Origin of the sequence: Acinetobacter sp. YZS-X1-1 (assembly GCF_000804305.1) — a bacterium.
Taxonomy (GTDB): domain Bacteria; phylum Pseudomonadota; class Gammaproteobacteria; order Pseudomonadales; family Moraxellaceae; genus Acinetobacter; species Acinetobacter variabilis.
The window spans coordinates 24,138-39,454 of the sequence record NZ_JWHB01000019.1 but is presented as its reverse complement, the minus strand read 5'-3'; the positions used below and the strand labels follow the sequence as shown (position 1 = coordinate 39,454).

Below are 15,317 nucleotides of genomic sequence, written 5' to 3'. Positions count from 1 at the left end.
TAATAAAAAAGCCAGAACTGGTCTGGCTTTGAAAATTTACTTCATTGAATTTTCTAACGATGAGTATGGATTGACATCACAATACCCATCCCTGCCAACATGGAAATCACGGCTGTCCCCCCATAACTCATCAATGGCAAAGGGTCACCCGTCACAGGTAAGATCCCACTGACCATGCCTGAGTTTAAAAATACAAAGAAGAAAAAAGTTAGTCCGATCGCACCGGCGTATAAACGGCCAAAGTTATGAAAGCTATTCATGCCAATAATCAGACAGCGAATAATAATGGCTGTAAACAGGCTGAATAGAAGAAACACCCCGATAAAACCAAATTCTTCCGCATAAGTCGACATAATAAAGTCGGTATGATGTTCAGGCAGATAACCTAGATGAGACTGAGTACCTTGCGAATAGCCTTTCCCCATAATCCCGCCCGAACCGATGGCAATTTTGGACTGGATAATGTTCCAGCCTGCGCCCAAGGCATCCGATTCTGGATCGAATAAAGTCAGAATCCGTTTCTTTTGATATTCCTGCAACAAGAACATCCACAGCAATGGCACTGCAATAGCTAAAGCAGCAAAGGCTCCAGCAATTAGGCGCCATGACATGCCACTCAGGAATAGTACAAAAATCCCGGGAATCACCAGACCGATATTTAGATCGGGTTGCAGTGCTACCAATACAAATGGCACGCCTAAAATCACCAAAGCACCGACAATGTCCAGAAACTTCGGCGGGAAAGGTTTACGGGCAAAGTACCAGGCCATCATCAGTGGCATGGCAAACTTCATTACCTCACTCGGCTGCATACTCCCCACACCCGGCAACGTAATCCAGCGGGTTGCCCCAAGACGCTTCTCACCAATCACAAAGACCAGCAGTAGCATAAAGATACCGAACATATAAAAATATGGACTGGCAGCTTGATAAACCTTAGGTGGTACTTGGGCACAGATAAACATCACCACAAAGCCCACACCAAAACTGATCGCCTGACGGATCACCATCCCGGAATCTTCAGAGGTGGCACTGTAGACCACCATCAGACCCAAGATCGCATTTAAAATCAGGAAACAAAGCAGCCATGGATCAAGGTGCAACTTGGTCCATCGGGAGGCATTTTGGGGATTAATACTACGTCCATCGCGTGCGGACTGCCGCAAAAAACGATACTGCTGTGAAGGGATCATTGGCCCACGGGTAGAAAATTCATGATGGCAAAATTATAAGTTAAAGTGCTCCGGAATAAATCGTCATTGACTGATTTATTCCATTTTTATTGCAATATATTTAGCGCTGTGCAGCCAGAATCAGCTTGGCCAGTTCCAGATCATCTGGATAGGTAATTTTAATATTGTCAGAGCGACCTTGTACTACTTGAACTGGTTCGTCTATATGTTCCAGTGCACTGGCTTCATCGGTAATAGTAACACCATCTGCGAGTGCCTGCTGAATTGCACGTTTTAAGGTTCCAAGTTTCGCCATTTGTGGTGTTTGCGCCTGCCACAAAGTTGAACGATCTACCGTCGTTTCAATATCATGACTCTTTACGACACGCTTTAAGGTATCCCGTACCGGAATACCCAGAATCGCCGCCTGATCGGTTTGAATTGCTGTATTGACCAGATCAATCAAGGAGCTTTGACTCACACAAGGACGGGCTGCATCATGCACTAAAACCCAGTCTTCTTCTGAAGCTATCTCAGATAAATATTCCAAGGCATTTAGTACAGAGTTGACGCGTTCTGCACCGCCCAAGCAAAAATGCGCTTTATCCAGACGAGAAAATGACAGAGTCTTGGCAACATCATCCTGTGCACCGATTGCAAGGACATAACCTGCTAATGGCAATTGATTCAGGCGCGAAACCGTATGTTCAAGAACGGTCTGTTCCTGAATCATCTGGTATTGTTTAAGTTCGGTTTTGGAAAATCGGCTACCGGAACCTGCAGCTGGTAAAATGACCCACAATTTATGGTGTTGTTGGAACATCAGCTGATTCATTGGTTCTCAGGTCTACTTTATTCGGATTAAGATAAATCGGTTTATATTGAGTACTAATAGTGCTCATTTGTACAAAGGTTTCATGCGGCTTGATCAAACCTAAATCGAGACGAGCATGTTCTTCGATGGCTTCAATACCATTCTTCAAATCATAAACTTCTGCAGCCAGAACGCGATTACGTTCTTTTAGCTCTTCATTCAATTCTACTTGTTGCTGGATTTTCTGGGTCAATGCCTGATGGTCATTATAACCACCCTCACCAAACCAGTATAAATATTGAAACCCTGCGATCAGAACGATCGCAAGGCCCAACAGTACTTTACTCATCAAGGAGTCGAATACATTTAACATTGACATAAGTCGCTTAGTTCAAACCTTTGAACTCAGCTTTACCGCGATATGCAGCTTGAGTCAATTCTTCGATACGAAGTAATTGGTTATATTTCGCTACACGGTCAGAACGGCAAAGTGAACCAGTCTTGATTTGACCTGCTGCTGTACCCACTGCAAGATCTGCAATAGTAGAATCTTCAGTTTCACCTGAACGGTGAGAGATTACAGTAGAGTAACCGTTTGCTTTCGCAAGGTAGATGGCATCCAGAGTTTCAGTCAATGTACCGATCTGGTTGTACTTGATCAGGATTGAGTTGCCTACTTTCTCGTTGATACCACGTTGAAGAATCTTAGGATTCGTAACAAACAGGTCATCACCAACCAACTGGATCTTGTCGCCCAGAATCGAAGTCAGGTAAGACCAGCCTTCCCAGTCAGATTCGTCCAGACCATCTTCAATGGAGATAATTGGGTATTGGTTTACTAGACCTGCAAGGTAGTCAGCAAACTGGTTGCTTGTGAACGATTTGTTGCCTTCACCAGCCAGGATATATTGACCATCTTTGTAGAATTCTGAAGATGCACAGTCAAGCGCAAGCATAATGTCAGAACCAGCCTTGTAACCAGTTTGCTCGATTGCAGACAGGATCACAGTAATAGCTTCTTCGTTAGAACGAAGGTTTGGCGCAAAACCACCTTCATCACCAACTGCAGTGTTCAAACCTTGTTTCTTCAAAACTGATTTTAAAGAATGGAAGATTTCAGCACCCGCACGTAACGCTTCAGAAAATGAAGTGAAACCTACAGGCTCAATCATGAATTCCTGAATATCAACAGTGTTGTCTGCGTGAGCACCACCGTTCAGGATGTTCATCATTGGAACAGGCATGGTCAAAATCTTTTGACCACGAAGATCTGCGATATATTGGTAAAGCGGAGTTTTCTTTTCTTCAGCAGCAGCACGCGCAGCAGCAAGAGATACTGCCAAAGTTGCGTTTGCACCTAATTTTTCTTTGTTTTCAGTACCGTCTAAAGCGATCATCGTATTGTCGATGTCTTTCTGTTCGAATACTGATTTACCCACTAACGCATCACGAATCAGAGTGTTTACGTTGTTAACCGCAGTTTTAACCCCTTTACCTAGGTAACGTGCTTTATCGCCATCACGAAGTTCTAGAGCTTCACGAGAACCAGTTGAAGCACCAGATGGTGCACATGCACGGCCAACTACGCCAGATGCTAAGATAACGTCTGCTTCGATGGTTGGATTACCACGAGAGTCCAAAATTTCACGTGCACGAATGTCAACGATTTGACTCATGAACTATTCCTCAGTTGATTAATAAAAATGATGCGTCAAAAAAGACGCATCAATGTATATTGAATTAATGTGTATCTAATTTTTCAAATCCTTTCACTAGAGTATCCAGCTCTTTTAATTGAGCCAGGAATGGTTCTAGTTGAGATAAACGCAAGGCACAAGGACCATCACATTTTGCCACATCTGGATTTGGATGAGCTTCCAGGAATAAACCTGCAAGACCTGTTGCCATACCGGCACGCGCCAGTGTAGTAATCTGCGCACGACGACCACCGGCAGAGTCAGCACGACCGCCCGGAGTTTGTAATGCATGCGTTACATCAAAGAATACTGGCACGTTCATTTCTTTCATGATGTCGAAGCCCAGCATGTCTACAACCAGATTGTTGTAACCAAAGGCTGAACCACGCTCACAAAGAATCAGCTTGTCATTCCCTGCTTCCAGACATTTATGCAAAATGTGGCGCATTTCATGCGGAGCAAGGAACTGGGCTTTTTTGATGTTGATGATGGCATCAGTTTTTGCCATCGCTTCAACCAGGTCAGTCTGACGACTTAAGAATGCAGGTAGCTGAATAATGTCAGCAACTTCTGCCACAGGAGCAGCCTGATACGGCTCATGTACATCAGTGATAATTGGTACATTAAAATGTTTTTTAATGTCGGCTAACCACTCGATTCCTTTTTCGAGGCCAGGCCCACGGAATGAGTTCAGGCTTGAACGGTTGGCTTTGTCAAAACTTGCTTTAAAGACATATGGAATATCTAAACGCTTGCAGATATCAACATAAGTCTCTGCAATTTCAAAAGCTAAGTCTTTCGACTCAAGTACGTTCATGCCGCCGAATAGTACAAATGGCAAGTGGTTTGCCATTTGTATATCGCCTAAACGTACAATTTCTTGTGGTTTTAATTGTGACATTTAAACTTCCTAGTTGTGTCTTAAACTCGCATTATTTGGTTTTTTGGTACTGTTTTTTTGCAGCATCAATGAAACCGGCAAATAATGGATGTCCATCACGTGGCGAGCTGGTAAATTCCGGGTGGAATTGTACTGCAATAAACCAAGGATGTGCAGGAATTTCAACAGTTTCTACCAGATGTTGTACCGGAGAATAACCAGAAATCTTCATGCCTTTTTCTTCCAGCACTGGGATATAACGGTTGTTCATCTCGTAACGGTGACGATGACGTTCGATAATTTCATCCGAACCATACACTTCAGCAGTCTTGGTACCCGGTACCAGTTCAGACTTCTGTGCACCTAGACGCATGGTACCGCCAAGGTCTGAATCTACTGAACGCTGTTGAACTTCACCGCGCTCATCTAACCATTCAGTGATCAGACCAATCAATGGAGATTTGGTTGAGCGGTTGAATTCTGTTGAAGTCGCATCAGGGATACCCGCCACGTTACGTGCATATTCGATCACTGCAAGCTGCATACCCAAGCAGATGCCCAGGAATGGCACACCGTTTTCACGTGCAAAACGAATCGCTTTCATTTTGCCTTCAGTACCACGCTCACCGAAACCACCCGGAACCAGAATCGCATCCGCATCTTTCAATACTTCATTGACATCTTGGCTTTCAAGTTCTTCAGCATTGACATAGTCGATCTGAACTTTCACTCGGTTTTGAATGCCCGCATGTAAAAGTGCTTCGTTCACAGACTTGTAGGCATCTGGAAGTTCAACATATTTACCCACCATTGCAACACGTACAGTGTATTCAGGGTTCAGTAAAGCTTCTACCACATTATCCCAGTCAGACAGGTCTGCTTCTGGAAGATTGTCATAGCCAAAACGTTCACAAATGAGATCATCAACATTCTGTTCATAGAAAGTACGTGGAATCTGGTAGATCGTACGTGCATCTTTACACACGACTACTGCACGCGCTTCTACGTTAGTGAACAAGGCAATTTTACGCGTCGTATCTGCATCAACATCATGTTCAGTACGGCAGATCAAAATGTCTGGTTGAATACCAATAGACAGAAGTTCTTTTACTGAGTGTTGAGTTGGTTTAGTTTTTAATTCTGCTGCAGACTTAATGTATGGGAGTAACGTTAAGTGCATCAGCATCGTACGTTTATGACCAAGTTCAACCATCAACTGACGTACAGATTCCATGAATGGGAGAGATTCAATGTCACCTACAGTACCGCCGATCTCAACGATCGCAACGTCATAACCTTCGCCAGCGCGAAGTACACGTTCTTTGATGTTGTCAGTAATGTGTGGAATAACTTGTACAGTACCACCCAGGTAGTCACCACGGCGTTCTTTATTCAGAACATCCTGGTAAACACGGCCTGATGTAAAGTTATTCAATTTGGTCATTTTCGCACGACGCAAGAAACGTTCGTAGTAACCCAAGTCTAAGTCTGTTTCAGCACCGTCTTCTGTAACAAAAACTTCACCGTGCTGGAATGGGCTCATAGTCCCTGGATCGACATTAATGTATGGATCCATTTTTACCATGGTCACTTTTAAACCACGGGCTTCTAAAAGTGCAGCAACAGAAGCAGCTGAAATACCTTTACCTAGTGATGAAACAACACCACCAGTCACGAAAATAAAATGGGTCATTGGGTTTCTCGTACAATCGAGCCTAAATCGGCCTGCAATGTTGCGCAATTTTACTTTACCTTGTACCAATAAAGCAAAGTCAATCCGCATCAAATCAAAGAACAATAAACAATTGACTATTCTAACAGCAATTCCTGAAAAAAATTACAGTAAGTTCATATGATTTATATATTGCATTTTGCTGCTATAATAGGAGCATTCACACCCTACACTATTCTGTTTGATGCAATGATGATGAAGAAACTTTTAATCTGTACCCTGATCCTGACTGGCCTTACACTGACTGGTTGTGTAAAAAAAGAAGCTCCAAAAGAAGAAGAACAAACCGAAGTTACTCCAGCATCTGAAGTGGTTGCTCCGGAACCTGTACAACTTGAGCCTGTTGAACCATTAGAATCAACACCAGTTGAACCGGTTGAAGAAGCACCAGCAGCACCGACTGTTGAAATCCAGCGCGAACAAACTGCGAATACTACGACTGAAATTCGCCGTGAAGTTAAAAAACCGGAACCTGCTCAATCAGAGCCTGCGCCTGCAGCTGAAACAAATTCAAGCACTGAGCAGCCTGCAAAACCTGCAGCAACACCAGCCGCTCCTAAAAACAACTCATCTTCTGCAAGTAAGTCTGAAGATGATGCAGTTGCAGATGCAATTGCTGCTGCTATGCCAGCACTTGAAAACTAATATAATCCTTCATCAAAAAAACCCAGCTTATGCTGGGTTTTTTATGGTTTAAAAATCTCTTTCAAGCTGCCGTTGGAGTATCGGAAAGTTGCAGTAAATAATCTGCCATCAGACGAGTGGCCCATGATTCTGTCTGCATTAAGCCCTGATAAAAGCCACAATGGCTACCTTTTTTAGTGGTGACGACCACAATATTTGGCATGGCTCGAATGACATCCTTATACGGTTCCAGATTCTGGATATGACAGACCGGGTCATCTTCCGAGTTCAAAATCATCAATGGAATTTTGACATTTTCAAATACATAAATTGGATTGGTGGCCTTGGTATAACTTTCATAATCTGAAAAGCCTGCCAGCTCATAGTAGCGCTGTTCAAATTCAGACAAGTCTTTCACCTCAAGCAATTGCTTCCATGAAGGATAAATCTGCCAGGTTTCCTGATAAGGATGGATAAAACGTTTGATCAGTTTTTTAGCCATGACTTTGCTATAAAACGGATGCACATAGGCAAAACCGGTTTCGGTATTATAGCCTGGGCATAAGGCAAAGGCTGCTTTGAGCGGGGTCTGCTCGCCCTCTTCACCCAAGTAGCGAACCAGCAATCCTGTCCCTGCAGAGGAACCCACACCATAGAGATCGGATTGAGGAAACTTGTCCTGAATATAGAGCAACTGTTCACGCAGATCTTGGGTTGAACCAAACAAGTTCATTTTTGGCACAGGCATTGGCAGGTCAGCATGACCACGGCGCAAACACAGAGCAACACGCCAGCCTGTATATTTATGTAGGTCACGCACCAGCTCCCGCATGGATTCCGGAGAGCCGGTAATGGTATGCAATAGCACAATGGTAGGTGTACTTGGCGGTAAATCTAAACCATACCAGGCAATGCCAGTAATGCCGCCATCGGACATATTCAGCTGCTCAAGCACATCATATTGCAGCTTAATCGTGTGTTTTTTTATCAAGTCCAGATATAGAATGTGCGCATGCGCATTCGATAACCACGGTGTTGGACGATATTTCTGTTTTAAAAGTGGTAAACGTTCAATCACACCAGAAAATAAACCATTCGGATTATAATAAAGTGTTGGAAGATCGGCTCCGCTAAAGCGGTCCAGATATTCACTTGAAAGTTGACTCATTTTTTTAAGCCACATTTTCATCTGTATTCCCCTCTAGTTTTCTATCAGTGATGTACAAACTTCATGCCGACTTGAATCAATTTTAGGAAATTAAGTATTAGCCTGATAAGCCTGAATCCGCTGGCCCATTTCTATAGCTAAGGCTTCAAGTCCAGATTTTGGTCGTATCATTACTTCAAAATCAATGATCTGACCTTCATCATTGAACTGAATCATGTCGATTCCCTTAAGTTTCTTATCGCCGACATTGGCGGAGAACTCAAGTACAACATTGTTACCATCTTCACTAAGAAATTCGCGGTGATAACTAAAGTTTTCAAAGACCTGAACCACATTGGTCAAGATAAAAAATACAACCTGTTTCCCGGGATAAGGATGAAAAGCCACGGGTGAGCGGAATACGACATCGTCCGCGAGGAGTTCATTCAATATGGACATGTCACGTGTTTCCAACATTTCATGCCAACGCATAATTGCAGTTTGGGTTGTTTGTAGTGTCATTATTATTTCCTTTTTGTTGTAAAGTCCCCCTTTGTAAATAGGGGGATTCTGGTGTTTTAGAATAGAATCCTCTCCCTAACCCTCTCCTTTAACAAAGGAGAGGGAACAATCAACTTTCTTTCATGACAATTTCGCATGAAAGCAAAAACTGTCATCTTTTAAGTTTTATCAATTAAACCACCGCAGCCAATTCAGCACCCTGACGGATTGCACGTTTAGCATCCAGCTCACCTGCTTCTTTCGCACCACCAATGAGATGCACGTTTTTACCGGCAGCTTTCAGTTCATCAAACATGGCAGTATAAGATTCCTGACCAGCACAGATAATGACATTATCTACGTCTAACACTGCAGGTTGATCATTTACCATCACATGCAGACCTTGATCATCAATTTTTTCATAGCTTGCACCAGCAATCATTTTGACATTACGATGCTTTAAGCCAGCACGGTGAATCCAGCCTGTGGTTTTACCCAGACTTGAACCGACAGAAGCTGCTTTACGCTGCAATAAATAAATTTCACGTTCAGGCTGTTCTACATTGGCGGTCTTGAGTCCACCAACATTTTCATAGTTAGTATCGATTCCCCATTCATCATAGAATTTTTCCGGATTGACACTACCACTTTCGGTCCCATGACTAAGCAGCTCGGCTGTATCAAAGCCAATACCCCCTGCACCAATAATCGCCACACGCTGGCCGACTGGTTTACGCTCTCTTAGCACCTGCAGATAAGACAACACTTTAGGATGATCAATTCCAGGAATATCGAGCTGACGCGGTGTCACCCCAGTGGCAACCACAATGTCATCAAATTCGGCTGAAATCAGCTGATCAAAGGTCGCGGTGCAATTTAATTTCAATTGAATACGTGGTTGCAACTCAATCTGACGTTTGAAATAACGTAAGGTTTCATAAAACTCTTCCTTACCTGGAATGGTCTTCGCAATATTAAATTGCCCACCAATCTGTGCTGAAGCTTCAAATACAGTGACATGATGGCCACGACCTGCTGCATAGATGGCAAAGCTTAAACCTGCCGGCCCCGCACCAATCACTGCAATATTTTTCGCTACAGTGGTTTCTTTAAAGATCAGTTCGGTTTCATAACAAGCACGTGGATTCACCAGACAGGTGGCAATTTTCATCGAGAAAATATGATCCAGACAGGCTTGGTTACAACCGATACAGGTATTGATTTCATCACTACGGCCCTGTTCTGCTTTTAAGACAAACTCAGAGTCTGCCAGCATTGGACGTGCCATTGACACCATATCGGCATCACCTGTAGCCAGGACATATTCTGCCATTTCCGGGGTATTAATACGGTTAGAGGTAATAAGAGGAATATTCACCTGACCTTTTAGCTTACGCGTAACCCAGGTAAAGGCCGCACGTGGCACTTTAGTAGCAATGGTCGGAATACGCGCTTCATGCCAGCCAATACCGGTATTAATAATCGTCGCGCCCGCTTTCTCAATGGCTTTGGCGAGTTGGATTACTTCTTCTAGAGTTGAACCGCCTTCAACCAGATCCAGCATCGAAAGACGATAAATAATAATAAAGTTCTCACCGACCATTTCACGGGTACGGCGTACAATTTCAATCGGGAAACGGATACGGTTTTCATAGCTGCCACCCCATTCATCATCACGATGATTGGTACGTGCTGCGATGAACTCATTGATCAGGTAACCTTCTGAGCCCATGATTTCGACACCGTCATAACCTGCATACTGAGCCAGTCTGGCACAGTTGGCAAAATCATCGATGGTCTGCTGCACTTCAGCCGAGCTTAAAGCATGCGGTTTGACTGGATTAATCGGTGCCTGAATTGAAGACGGCGCAACATTTTCCGCCTGATAAGAATAACGGCCGGTATGCAGGATCTGCATAGCAATTTTCCCGCCAGCTTCATGTACAGCTTGGGTAATCACTTTATGCTTTTCAGCTTCTTCAATCGTATCGAGCTTGGAACCACCCTGAAAAGTGACGCCATGATCATTCGGCGAAATACCACCTGTGACAATTAAGGCTACACCACCCTTGGCACGTTCTGCATAAAAGGCAGCCATCCGATTATAACCGCCCGGTGCTTCTTCTAAGCCCACATGCATGGAGCCCATCAAGACACGGTTTTTAAGCGTGGTAAAACCCAGATCCAGTGGGGCAAGTAAATTCGGATATTTAGACATTTCAACTCCTTAGCGTGCAGATGTGCTGGCTATTTTTATTCAGGCTGACTGATTTACTTCCATCAAGCAGCAGTCTTATGCAACTTGTTGCACTAATTTATAGTGCAGAATTGATTTTTATGCAACATGTTGCATAATAATCCCGAGTCATTTTTTTGAGACGTTTATGTCTTTATCACATGTTTTACTCACCAGCCTAATTGAGAAACCGAGCACTGGCATTGAACTGGCACGTCGTTTTGACCGCTCCATGGGCTTCTTCTGGAATGCCACCCATCAGCAGATCTATCGTGAATTGAATGCCATGCTGCAAAAAGGCTGGATTTCGACCCTAGAAGAGGAAGATTCTCATAGCCGTAAAAAAACCTATCAGGTAGAGCGACTCGGCCGGGAAGAACTGGCTAACTGGATGCTGGAGCACAGTTCCCCAGCACAGCTTCGGGAAGAACTGATGGTTCGTCTGCGTGCAGAAGCCCAGCTGGGCGGCAACAGCACCTTACCTGAACTGGAACGCCATCTAGAAATACATAAAGAGAAGCTTAAAACCTATCAGCAGATTTTCGCCAAAGACTTTGCTCAAGCTGACGAAAATGACCGAACCCTGTATATTCATAAAATGATTCTGCAACTAGGTATTGACCAGGAACTGGGCTGGATTGCCTGGCTGGAACAGGTTATTCCCAAACTTAAACAATTCGATGTAGAAAAATTATAAATACGGAGATATGCATGCCCTTCTATAGCATGCCAGATGGCGAACAGTTATTTGTACGTGAATACGGTCAGGGTCAACCGGTCTTGGTCCTATCAGGTCTGGGCATGTTGAGCTGGCAATGGGCAGCTTTTCTCTATCCACATCAGAAAAATTTCCGCTTTATTATTCCCGAGTGGCGTGGGTTTGGGGCATCTAGTCACTGCAAAATTCCGCAAGACCTGGATGCGATTTCCAGTCACTGGCTCGATGTTCAATCAGTGATCCAGCAGCTTAATTTAAATCAATTCATTGTAATTGCTTACTCTATGGGTGCGACAACCACCATGCATGGCTTGTGCTATAGGGATTTTGCCAAACATATAGCAGCTTATTTGCATATTGACCAAACACCGAAGATTCCGGTTGATGATGCTTGGGCATTTGGACTTTTTGGTTTACGCCATCAGGAATTTATTGAAATTTTGCAGCAGCTTTCAACATTACTTGCAGAACATCAGCAGATTGAACTCATTCGGAATCTGGATACTGCAGTATGTCAGCAAATTACAGCATTATGGCTGCGCTTCATCCAGCTACAAAATGATCGTCCAGCCAGTTTAAAAGTGTTTAAGTTCATCCTGAACCGACCTCGTCTGCAAAGCCTGCTCCTGCCTTCCAGTCGGGTAGATTATATGACGTGGTACATCAATAATTATTTATATCATCAGGAAGATTATCGTGAAGCTCTGGCGAAACTTACTTGTCCGGTGACTTTCTTTAGCGGTGTGCAGTCCAAACTTTATCCTGTGGAAGGCCAGCGCCTGATTGCCCAAAGCCTGCCTCAGGCTAAACATGTGCTTTTCAACAAATCTGGTCATACCCCTTTACTGACCGAACCACTCAAATTTGCCAAGGAGCTCGGCATCTTTCTGAAAGAAAATTTACAGTCCAGCTCTTCAGCGGCTTAAAGATTAAGGAGAAGAAATCATGAAAAAACTGGTGGTGTTTTCAGGTGCTGGCATGAGTGCTGAAAGTGGGATTAACACCTTTCGTGACAGTGATGGGCTTTGGGAACAGTATCGTATAGAAGAAGTGGCCACACCGGAAGCTTGGGCTAAAAATCCGGAACTCGTGCAACGCTTTTATAATGCCCGACGTAAAAATATTCTGGAAGCACAGCCAAATGCAGCTCATCAACTCATTGCTGAACTTGAAGATGATTTTGATGTCCATGTGATTACCCAAAATATTGATGATCTGCATGAACGTGCCGGAAGTTCTAAGGTTATTCACCTGCATGGCAATATCCGCCTAGCCAAAACCTCAGGCCCGAATTGCCAGTACACCACCGAGTTTTATCCAATCGAAGGGACTGAATTAGATTTAACTAAACACTTCTGTAAGGATGGCTATCCACTACGTCCACATGTGGTCTGGTTTGGCGAAGCTGTACCAGCTTATGAAGAAGCACAAGATTGTGTACAGGATACTGATATTTTTGTGGTCATTGGAACTAGCCTGCAAGTATATCCTGTTGCTGGTTTAATCCATGAGATTCCAGCTCACTGCACAGCTTATTATATTGATCCCAAAGCAGATCAACAGCATTTACCCGTTCAGTTTCACAAGATTTCCCAGACGGCCACAGAAGGCATGAAAACCTTACTTAAATTACTTGAGTCCGAGATCTAGTCATCGTTCAAAATTCGTATTCTATAGTTGACAGTATGCAACAATCATTTTTTAATCAGTCTATTGTTGCAGGAATGGAATTAAACGATGCTGACTGATCTGGATGATTTTTACTGTTTTGCGCAGGTCGTTGAACATGGCGGCTTTAGTGCAGCCGAACGTGCTACCGATATTCCCAAATCCAAGCTCAGCCGCCGCGTTTATAATCTGGAAGAACGTCTTGGCGTCCGTCTGATTCAGCGTAGTTCTCGCCATTTTGCAGTCACTGATATAGGCATGAATATCTATCGCCATGCACAAGTGATGCTCAGTGCAGCACAGGCTGCACACGACCTGGTAGATCATCTCAGTACTGAACCGCGTGGCACCATTAAAGTCAGCCTGCCCGTCTCCATTGCCCAGAATGAAATGGCAAAAATCCTGCCGGATTTCCTGAAAAAATATCCTGAAATTAAAGTCCAGATGATGATCACCAATCGACGTGTGGACATCATTAACGAAGGCTTTGATCTGGCCCTACGGGTACGGACCAGCCTGGATGATGATCCGAATCTGGTAATTCGTCAGTTTGAAAAAATCGAACAGCATCTGTTTGCCAGTCAGGGTTATCTGAATGAATTTGGCGATCTGAAAACGCCTGAACAGCTCTCTGAACATAAAATTTTAAGCATGGCTGAGGAACATACTGAACAGTTCCTGATATTGCAGAATGAGCAGCAGCAACAGAAAAAAATCCGGATCAACCCGACCGTAATGGGATCAGACCTGAATATGCTGGCACAACTGGCGGCTTCAAGCTGCGGCATTACCTTATTGCCCGATAATGTCGTGCAGCAATATGTAGAACGTGGCGAACTGGTTCGGGTACTTTCAGACTGGAAAACCGCACATGGGATTTTTCATCTGGTTTATCCTTCCCGTCGTGGCCTGTTACCGGCTGTGCGGGTATTTATCGATTATCTGGTTGAGCACCTGCATCTTGTATAAATAGAAATATTTCAGGCAAAAAAAATAGCTCATTCTTGGGGAAAAATGAGCTAATAAAAACAATTCACTACAGCATGAAGTGAACGAAAGGAAACTACTACCGCTAAGCCAAATCTAATACACAGTAATCAGACATCTAATAGAACAATCATGAACTAACTATAAATAGATTAAGAGAATTTGGCTGGTTAAACCACTTCTTCATGTAGTGTTTTGTAGGCTTTCGTCACCAATAGCAAGCAAGCTGTAATTTATGTAAGCTACTGTATTTCAATGCATAACGTGAAAAATAATTTAAATTTCTGGATACTCGCCTGTACCTTCTGGCCACGGCGATAACAGCTCAAAACCTGTGTCGGTCACGACTACCATGTGCTCCCATTGAGCTGACCAGGATTTATCCGCAGTCACGACTGTCCAGCCGTCCTTTAACTCTTTAACACGTGCTTTGCCCATATTGACCATAGGTTCAATGGTAAAGACCATACCGGGTACCAGTTTGATGCCCTGACCTGGTTGCCCGTAATGCAGAATGTTTGGCTGTTCGTGATAAATTTTACCAATCCCATGACCACAATATTCACGCACAATGGTGTAGCCTTCACGCTGTGCAACAGACTGGATTGCATACCCAATATCGCCTAGGGTTGCGCCCGGTTTAACGGCATGAATCCCGGCAACCATAGCTTCATAAGTGGTTTCGACCAGACGTTTGGCTTCAGGAGATGGTGTACCAACATAATACATCCTGCTGGTATCGCCAAAATAACCGTCTTTAATAATCGCAACGTCAATATTAATAATATCGCCGTCTTGCAAGACAGTATTCGGAGATGGAATACCATGACAAACCACTTCATTCGGTGAAATACAGGTGGTTTTGGTATAACCATAATAGCCAATATTGGCAGGCGTCACTTTTAGCGTATTGACGATAAAATCATGACAGATGTCATCCAGATATTCAGTCGTGACACCCGGCTTGACATGCTCCCCGATCATTTCCAAGACCTGTGCAGCCAAACGCCCAGATATACGTAATTTTTCGATATCTTGTTCGGTTTTCAGAGTAATCGCTGGAGCTCGCATGGATCTATCCTCAAGGTGAATCGGGAAATTATAGTCCTTTTTCAGCCAAGATGCGCATTTGTTCGGTCTG

General features: G+C 43.8%; 15 protein-coding genes. 5 read left to right on the top strand and 10 right to left on the bottom strand.

Features of this window, described 5'->3' with window-relative positions; genetic code table 11:
- Positions 1-53: 53 nt before the first annotated feature.
- The 6 genes from rodA to RJ01_RS10755 all read right to left on the bottom strand — a co-directional run bounded on the left by rodA (position 54) and on the right by RJ01_RS10755 (position 6,256).
- On the bottom strand, positions 54-1,193 hold the full coding sequence (gene rodA, locus RJ01_RS10780) for a rod shape-determining protein RodA (RefSeq protein WP_034171070.1): 1,140 nt from the start codon (positions 1,191-1,193) through the stop codon (positions 54-56).
- 100 nt (positions 1,194-1,293) lie between these two features.
- Positions 1,294-2,007, bottom strand: coding sequence for a 2-C-methyl-D-erythritol 4-phosphate cytidylyltransferase (gene ispD / locus RJ01_RS10775; protein ID WP_034171069.1), 714 nt, complete (start codon positions 2,005-2,007; stop codon positions 1,294-1,296).
- The gene (locus RJ01_RS10770; protein ID WP_004783752.1) at positions 1,976-2,365 is read right to left on the bottom strand and encodes a septum formation initiator family protein; all 390 of its coding nucleotides are present in this window, start codon (positions 2,363-2,365) and stop codon (positions 1,976-1,978) included. The genes ispD and RJ01_RS10770 overlap by 32 nt, the downstream gene beginning before the upstream one ends.
- Positions 2,366-2,372: 7 nt before the next feature.
- Positions 2,373-3,662 carry a phosphopyruvate hydratase gene (gene eno / locus RJ01_RS10765; protein WP_034171067.1) on the bottom strand — a complete coding sequence of 430 codons (1,290 nt, stop codon included), beginning with the start codon at positions 3,660-3,662 and terminating at the stop codon, positions 2,373-2,375.
- Positions 3,663-3,726: 64 nt separating this feature from the next.
- Complete coding sequence (gene kdsA, locus RJ01_RS10760) at positions 3,727-4,584, bottom strand: 3-deoxy-8-phosphooctulonate synthase (RefSeq protein ID WP_004783756.1); 858 nt, start codon at positions 4,582-4,584, stop codon at positions 3,727-3,729.
- A 31-nt stretch (positions 4,585-4,615) separates the two neighbouring features.
- Entirely contained in the window at positions 4,616-6,256 is a 1,641-nt protein-coding gene (locus tag RJ01_RS10755; protein WP_034171066.1) for a CTP synthase, read from the bottom strand.
- Positions 6,257-6,484: 228 nt separating this feature from the next.
- Here RJ01_RS10755 and RJ01_RS10750 point away from each other — a divergent pair, with 228 nt between their 5' ends.
- Positions 6,485-6,940, top strand: coding sequence for a hypothetical protein (locus RJ01_RS10750; protein ID WP_376738169.1), 456 nt, complete (start codon positions 6,485-6,487; stop codon positions 6,938-6,940).
- A 61-nt stretch (positions 6,941-7,001) separates the two neighbouring features.
- Here the strand turns inward: RJ01_RS10750 and RJ01_RS10745 are convergent, their stop codons facing one another.
- The 3 genes from RJ01_RS10745 to RJ01_RS10735 all read right to left on the bottom strand — a co-directional run bounded on the left by RJ01_RS10745 (position 7,002) and on the right by RJ01_RS10735 (position 10,785).
- Positions 7,002-8,108: a YheT family hydrolase gene (locus tag RJ01_RS10745; protein ID WP_034171065.1), complete on the bottom strand. Its 1,107-nt coding sequence runs from the start codon at positions 8,106-8,108 to the stop codon at positions 7,002-7,004.
- A gap of 69 nt (positions 8,109-8,177) precedes the next feature.
- Complete coding sequence (locus tag RJ01_RS10740) at positions 8,178-8,588, bottom strand: nuclear transport factor 2 family protein (RefSeq protein WP_034171064.1); 411 nt, start codon at positions 8,586-8,588, stop codon at positions 8,178-8,180.
- A 172-nt stretch (positions 8,589-8,760) separates the two neighbouring features.
- Positions 8,761-10,785: an NADPH-dependent 2,4-dienoyl-CoA reductase gene (locus RJ01_RS10735; RefSeq protein ID WP_034171063.1), complete on the bottom strand. Its 2,025-nt coding sequence runs from the start codon at positions 10,783-10,785 to the stop codon at positions 8,761-8,763.
- A gap of 166 nt (positions 10,786-10,951) precedes the next feature.
- On the opposite strand from RJ01_RS10735, the gene RJ01_RS10730 reads away from it, so the two are divergent.
- The 4 genes from RJ01_RS10730 (at position 10,952) to RJ01_RS10715 (ending at position 14,158) form a co-directional block, all read left to right on the top strand.
- Positions 10,952-11,500, top strand: coding sequence for a PadR family transcriptional regulator (locus RJ01_RS10730; protein ID WP_034171062.1), 549 nt, complete (start codon positions 10,952-10,954; stop codon positions 11,498-11,500).
- Between the two features lie 14 nt (positions 11,501-11,514).
- Positions 11,515-12,447, top strand: a complete 933-nt coding sequence (locus RJ01_RS10725; protein ID WP_034171061.1) for an alpha/beta fold hydrolase — start codon at positions 11,515-11,517, stop codon at positions 12,445-12,447.
- A gap of 19 nt (positions 12,448-12,466) precedes the next feature.
- A complete protein-coding gene (locus tag RJ01_RS10720; RefSeq protein WP_034171060.1) occupies positions 12,467-13,171 on the top strand; it encodes an NAD-dependent deacylase in 705 nt (234 codons plus the stop codon).
- Positions 13,172-13,258: 87 nt separating this feature from the next.
- On the top strand, positions 13,259-14,158 hold the full coding sequence (locus tag RJ01_RS10715) for a LysR substrate-binding domain-containing protein (RefSeq protein ID WP_034171059.1): 900 nt from the start codon (positions 13,259-13,261) through the stop codon (positions 14,156-14,158).
- 294 nt (positions 14,159-14,452) lie between these two features.
- Here the strand turns inward: RJ01_RS10715 and map are convergent, their stop codons facing one another.
- Positions 14,453-15,247 (bottom strand): type I methionyl aminopeptidase, encoded by a 795-nt coding sequence (map, locus tag RJ01_RS10710; RefSeq protein ID WP_004783779.1) that lies wholly within the window; start codon positions 15,245-15,247, stop codon positions 14,453-14,455.
- Positions 15,248-15,317 lie beyond the last annotated feature (70 nt).

What these genes read in the sequence shown, in the direction of transcription:
- kdsA (WP_004783756.1), bottom strand. Translation starts at nt 4,584, where the DNA reads ATGTCACAATTAAAACCACAAGAAATTGTACGTTTAGGCGATATACAA.
- RJ01_RS10715 (WP_034171059.1), top strand. Translation starts at nt 13,259, where the DNA reads ATGCTGACTGATCTGGATGATTTTTACTGTTTTGCGCAGGTCGTTGAA.
- RJ01_RS10730 (WP_034171062.1), top strand. Translation starts at nt 10,952, where the DNA reads ATGTCTTTATCACATGTTTTACTCACCAGCCTAATTGAGAAACCGAGC.
- ispD (WP_034171069.1), bottom strand. Translation starts at nt 2,007, where the DNA reads ATGAATCAGCTGATGTTCCAACAACACCATAAATTGTGGGTCATTTTA.
- eno (WP_034171067.1), bottom strand. Translation starts at nt 3,662, where the DNA reads ATGAGTCAAATCGTTGACATTCGTGCACGTGAAATTTTGGACTCTCGT.
- rodA (WP_034171070.1), bottom strand. Translation starts at nt 1,193, where the DNA reads ATGATCCCTTCACAGCAGTATCGTTTTTTGCGGCAGTCCGCACGCGAT.
- RJ01_RS10720 (WP_034171060.1), top strand. Translation starts at nt 12,467, where the DNA reads ATGAAAAAACTGGTGGTGTTTTCAGGTGCTGGCATGAGTGCTGAAAGT.
- map (WP_004783779.1), bottom strand. Translation starts at nt 15,247, where the DNA reads ATGCGAGCTCCAGCGATTACTCTGAAAACCGAACAAGATATCGAAAAA.
- RJ01_RS10770 (WP_004783752.1), bottom strand. Translation starts at nt 2,365, where the DNA reads ATGTCAATGTTAAATGTATTCGACTCCTTGATGAGTAAAGTACTGTTG.
- RJ01_RS10750 (WP_376738169.1), top strand. Translation starts at nt 6,485, where the DNA reads ATGATGATGAAGAAACTTTTAATCTGTACCCTGATCCTGACTGGCCTT.
- RJ01_RS10745 (WP_034171065.1), bottom strand. Translation starts at nt 8,108, where the DNA reads ATGAAAATGTGGCTTAAAAAAATGAGTCAACTTTCAAGTGAATATCTG.
- RJ01_RS10740 (WP_034171064.1), bottom strand. Translation starts at nt 8,588, where the DNA reads ATGACACTACAAACAACCCAAACTGCAATTATGCGTTGGCATGAAATG.
- RJ01_RS10735 (WP_034171063.1), bottom strand. Translation starts at nt 10,785, where the DNA reads ATGTCTAAATATCCGAATTTACTTGCCCCACTGGATCTGGGTTTTACC.
- RJ01_RS10725 (WP_034171061.1), top strand. Translation starts at nt 11,515, where the DNA reads ATGCCCTTCTATAGCATGCCAGATGGCGAACAGTTATTTGTACGTGAA.
- RJ01_RS10755 (WP_034171066.1), bottom strand. Translation starts at nt 6,256, where the DNA reads ATGACCCATTTTATTTTCGTGACTGGTGGTGTTGTTTCATCACTAGGT.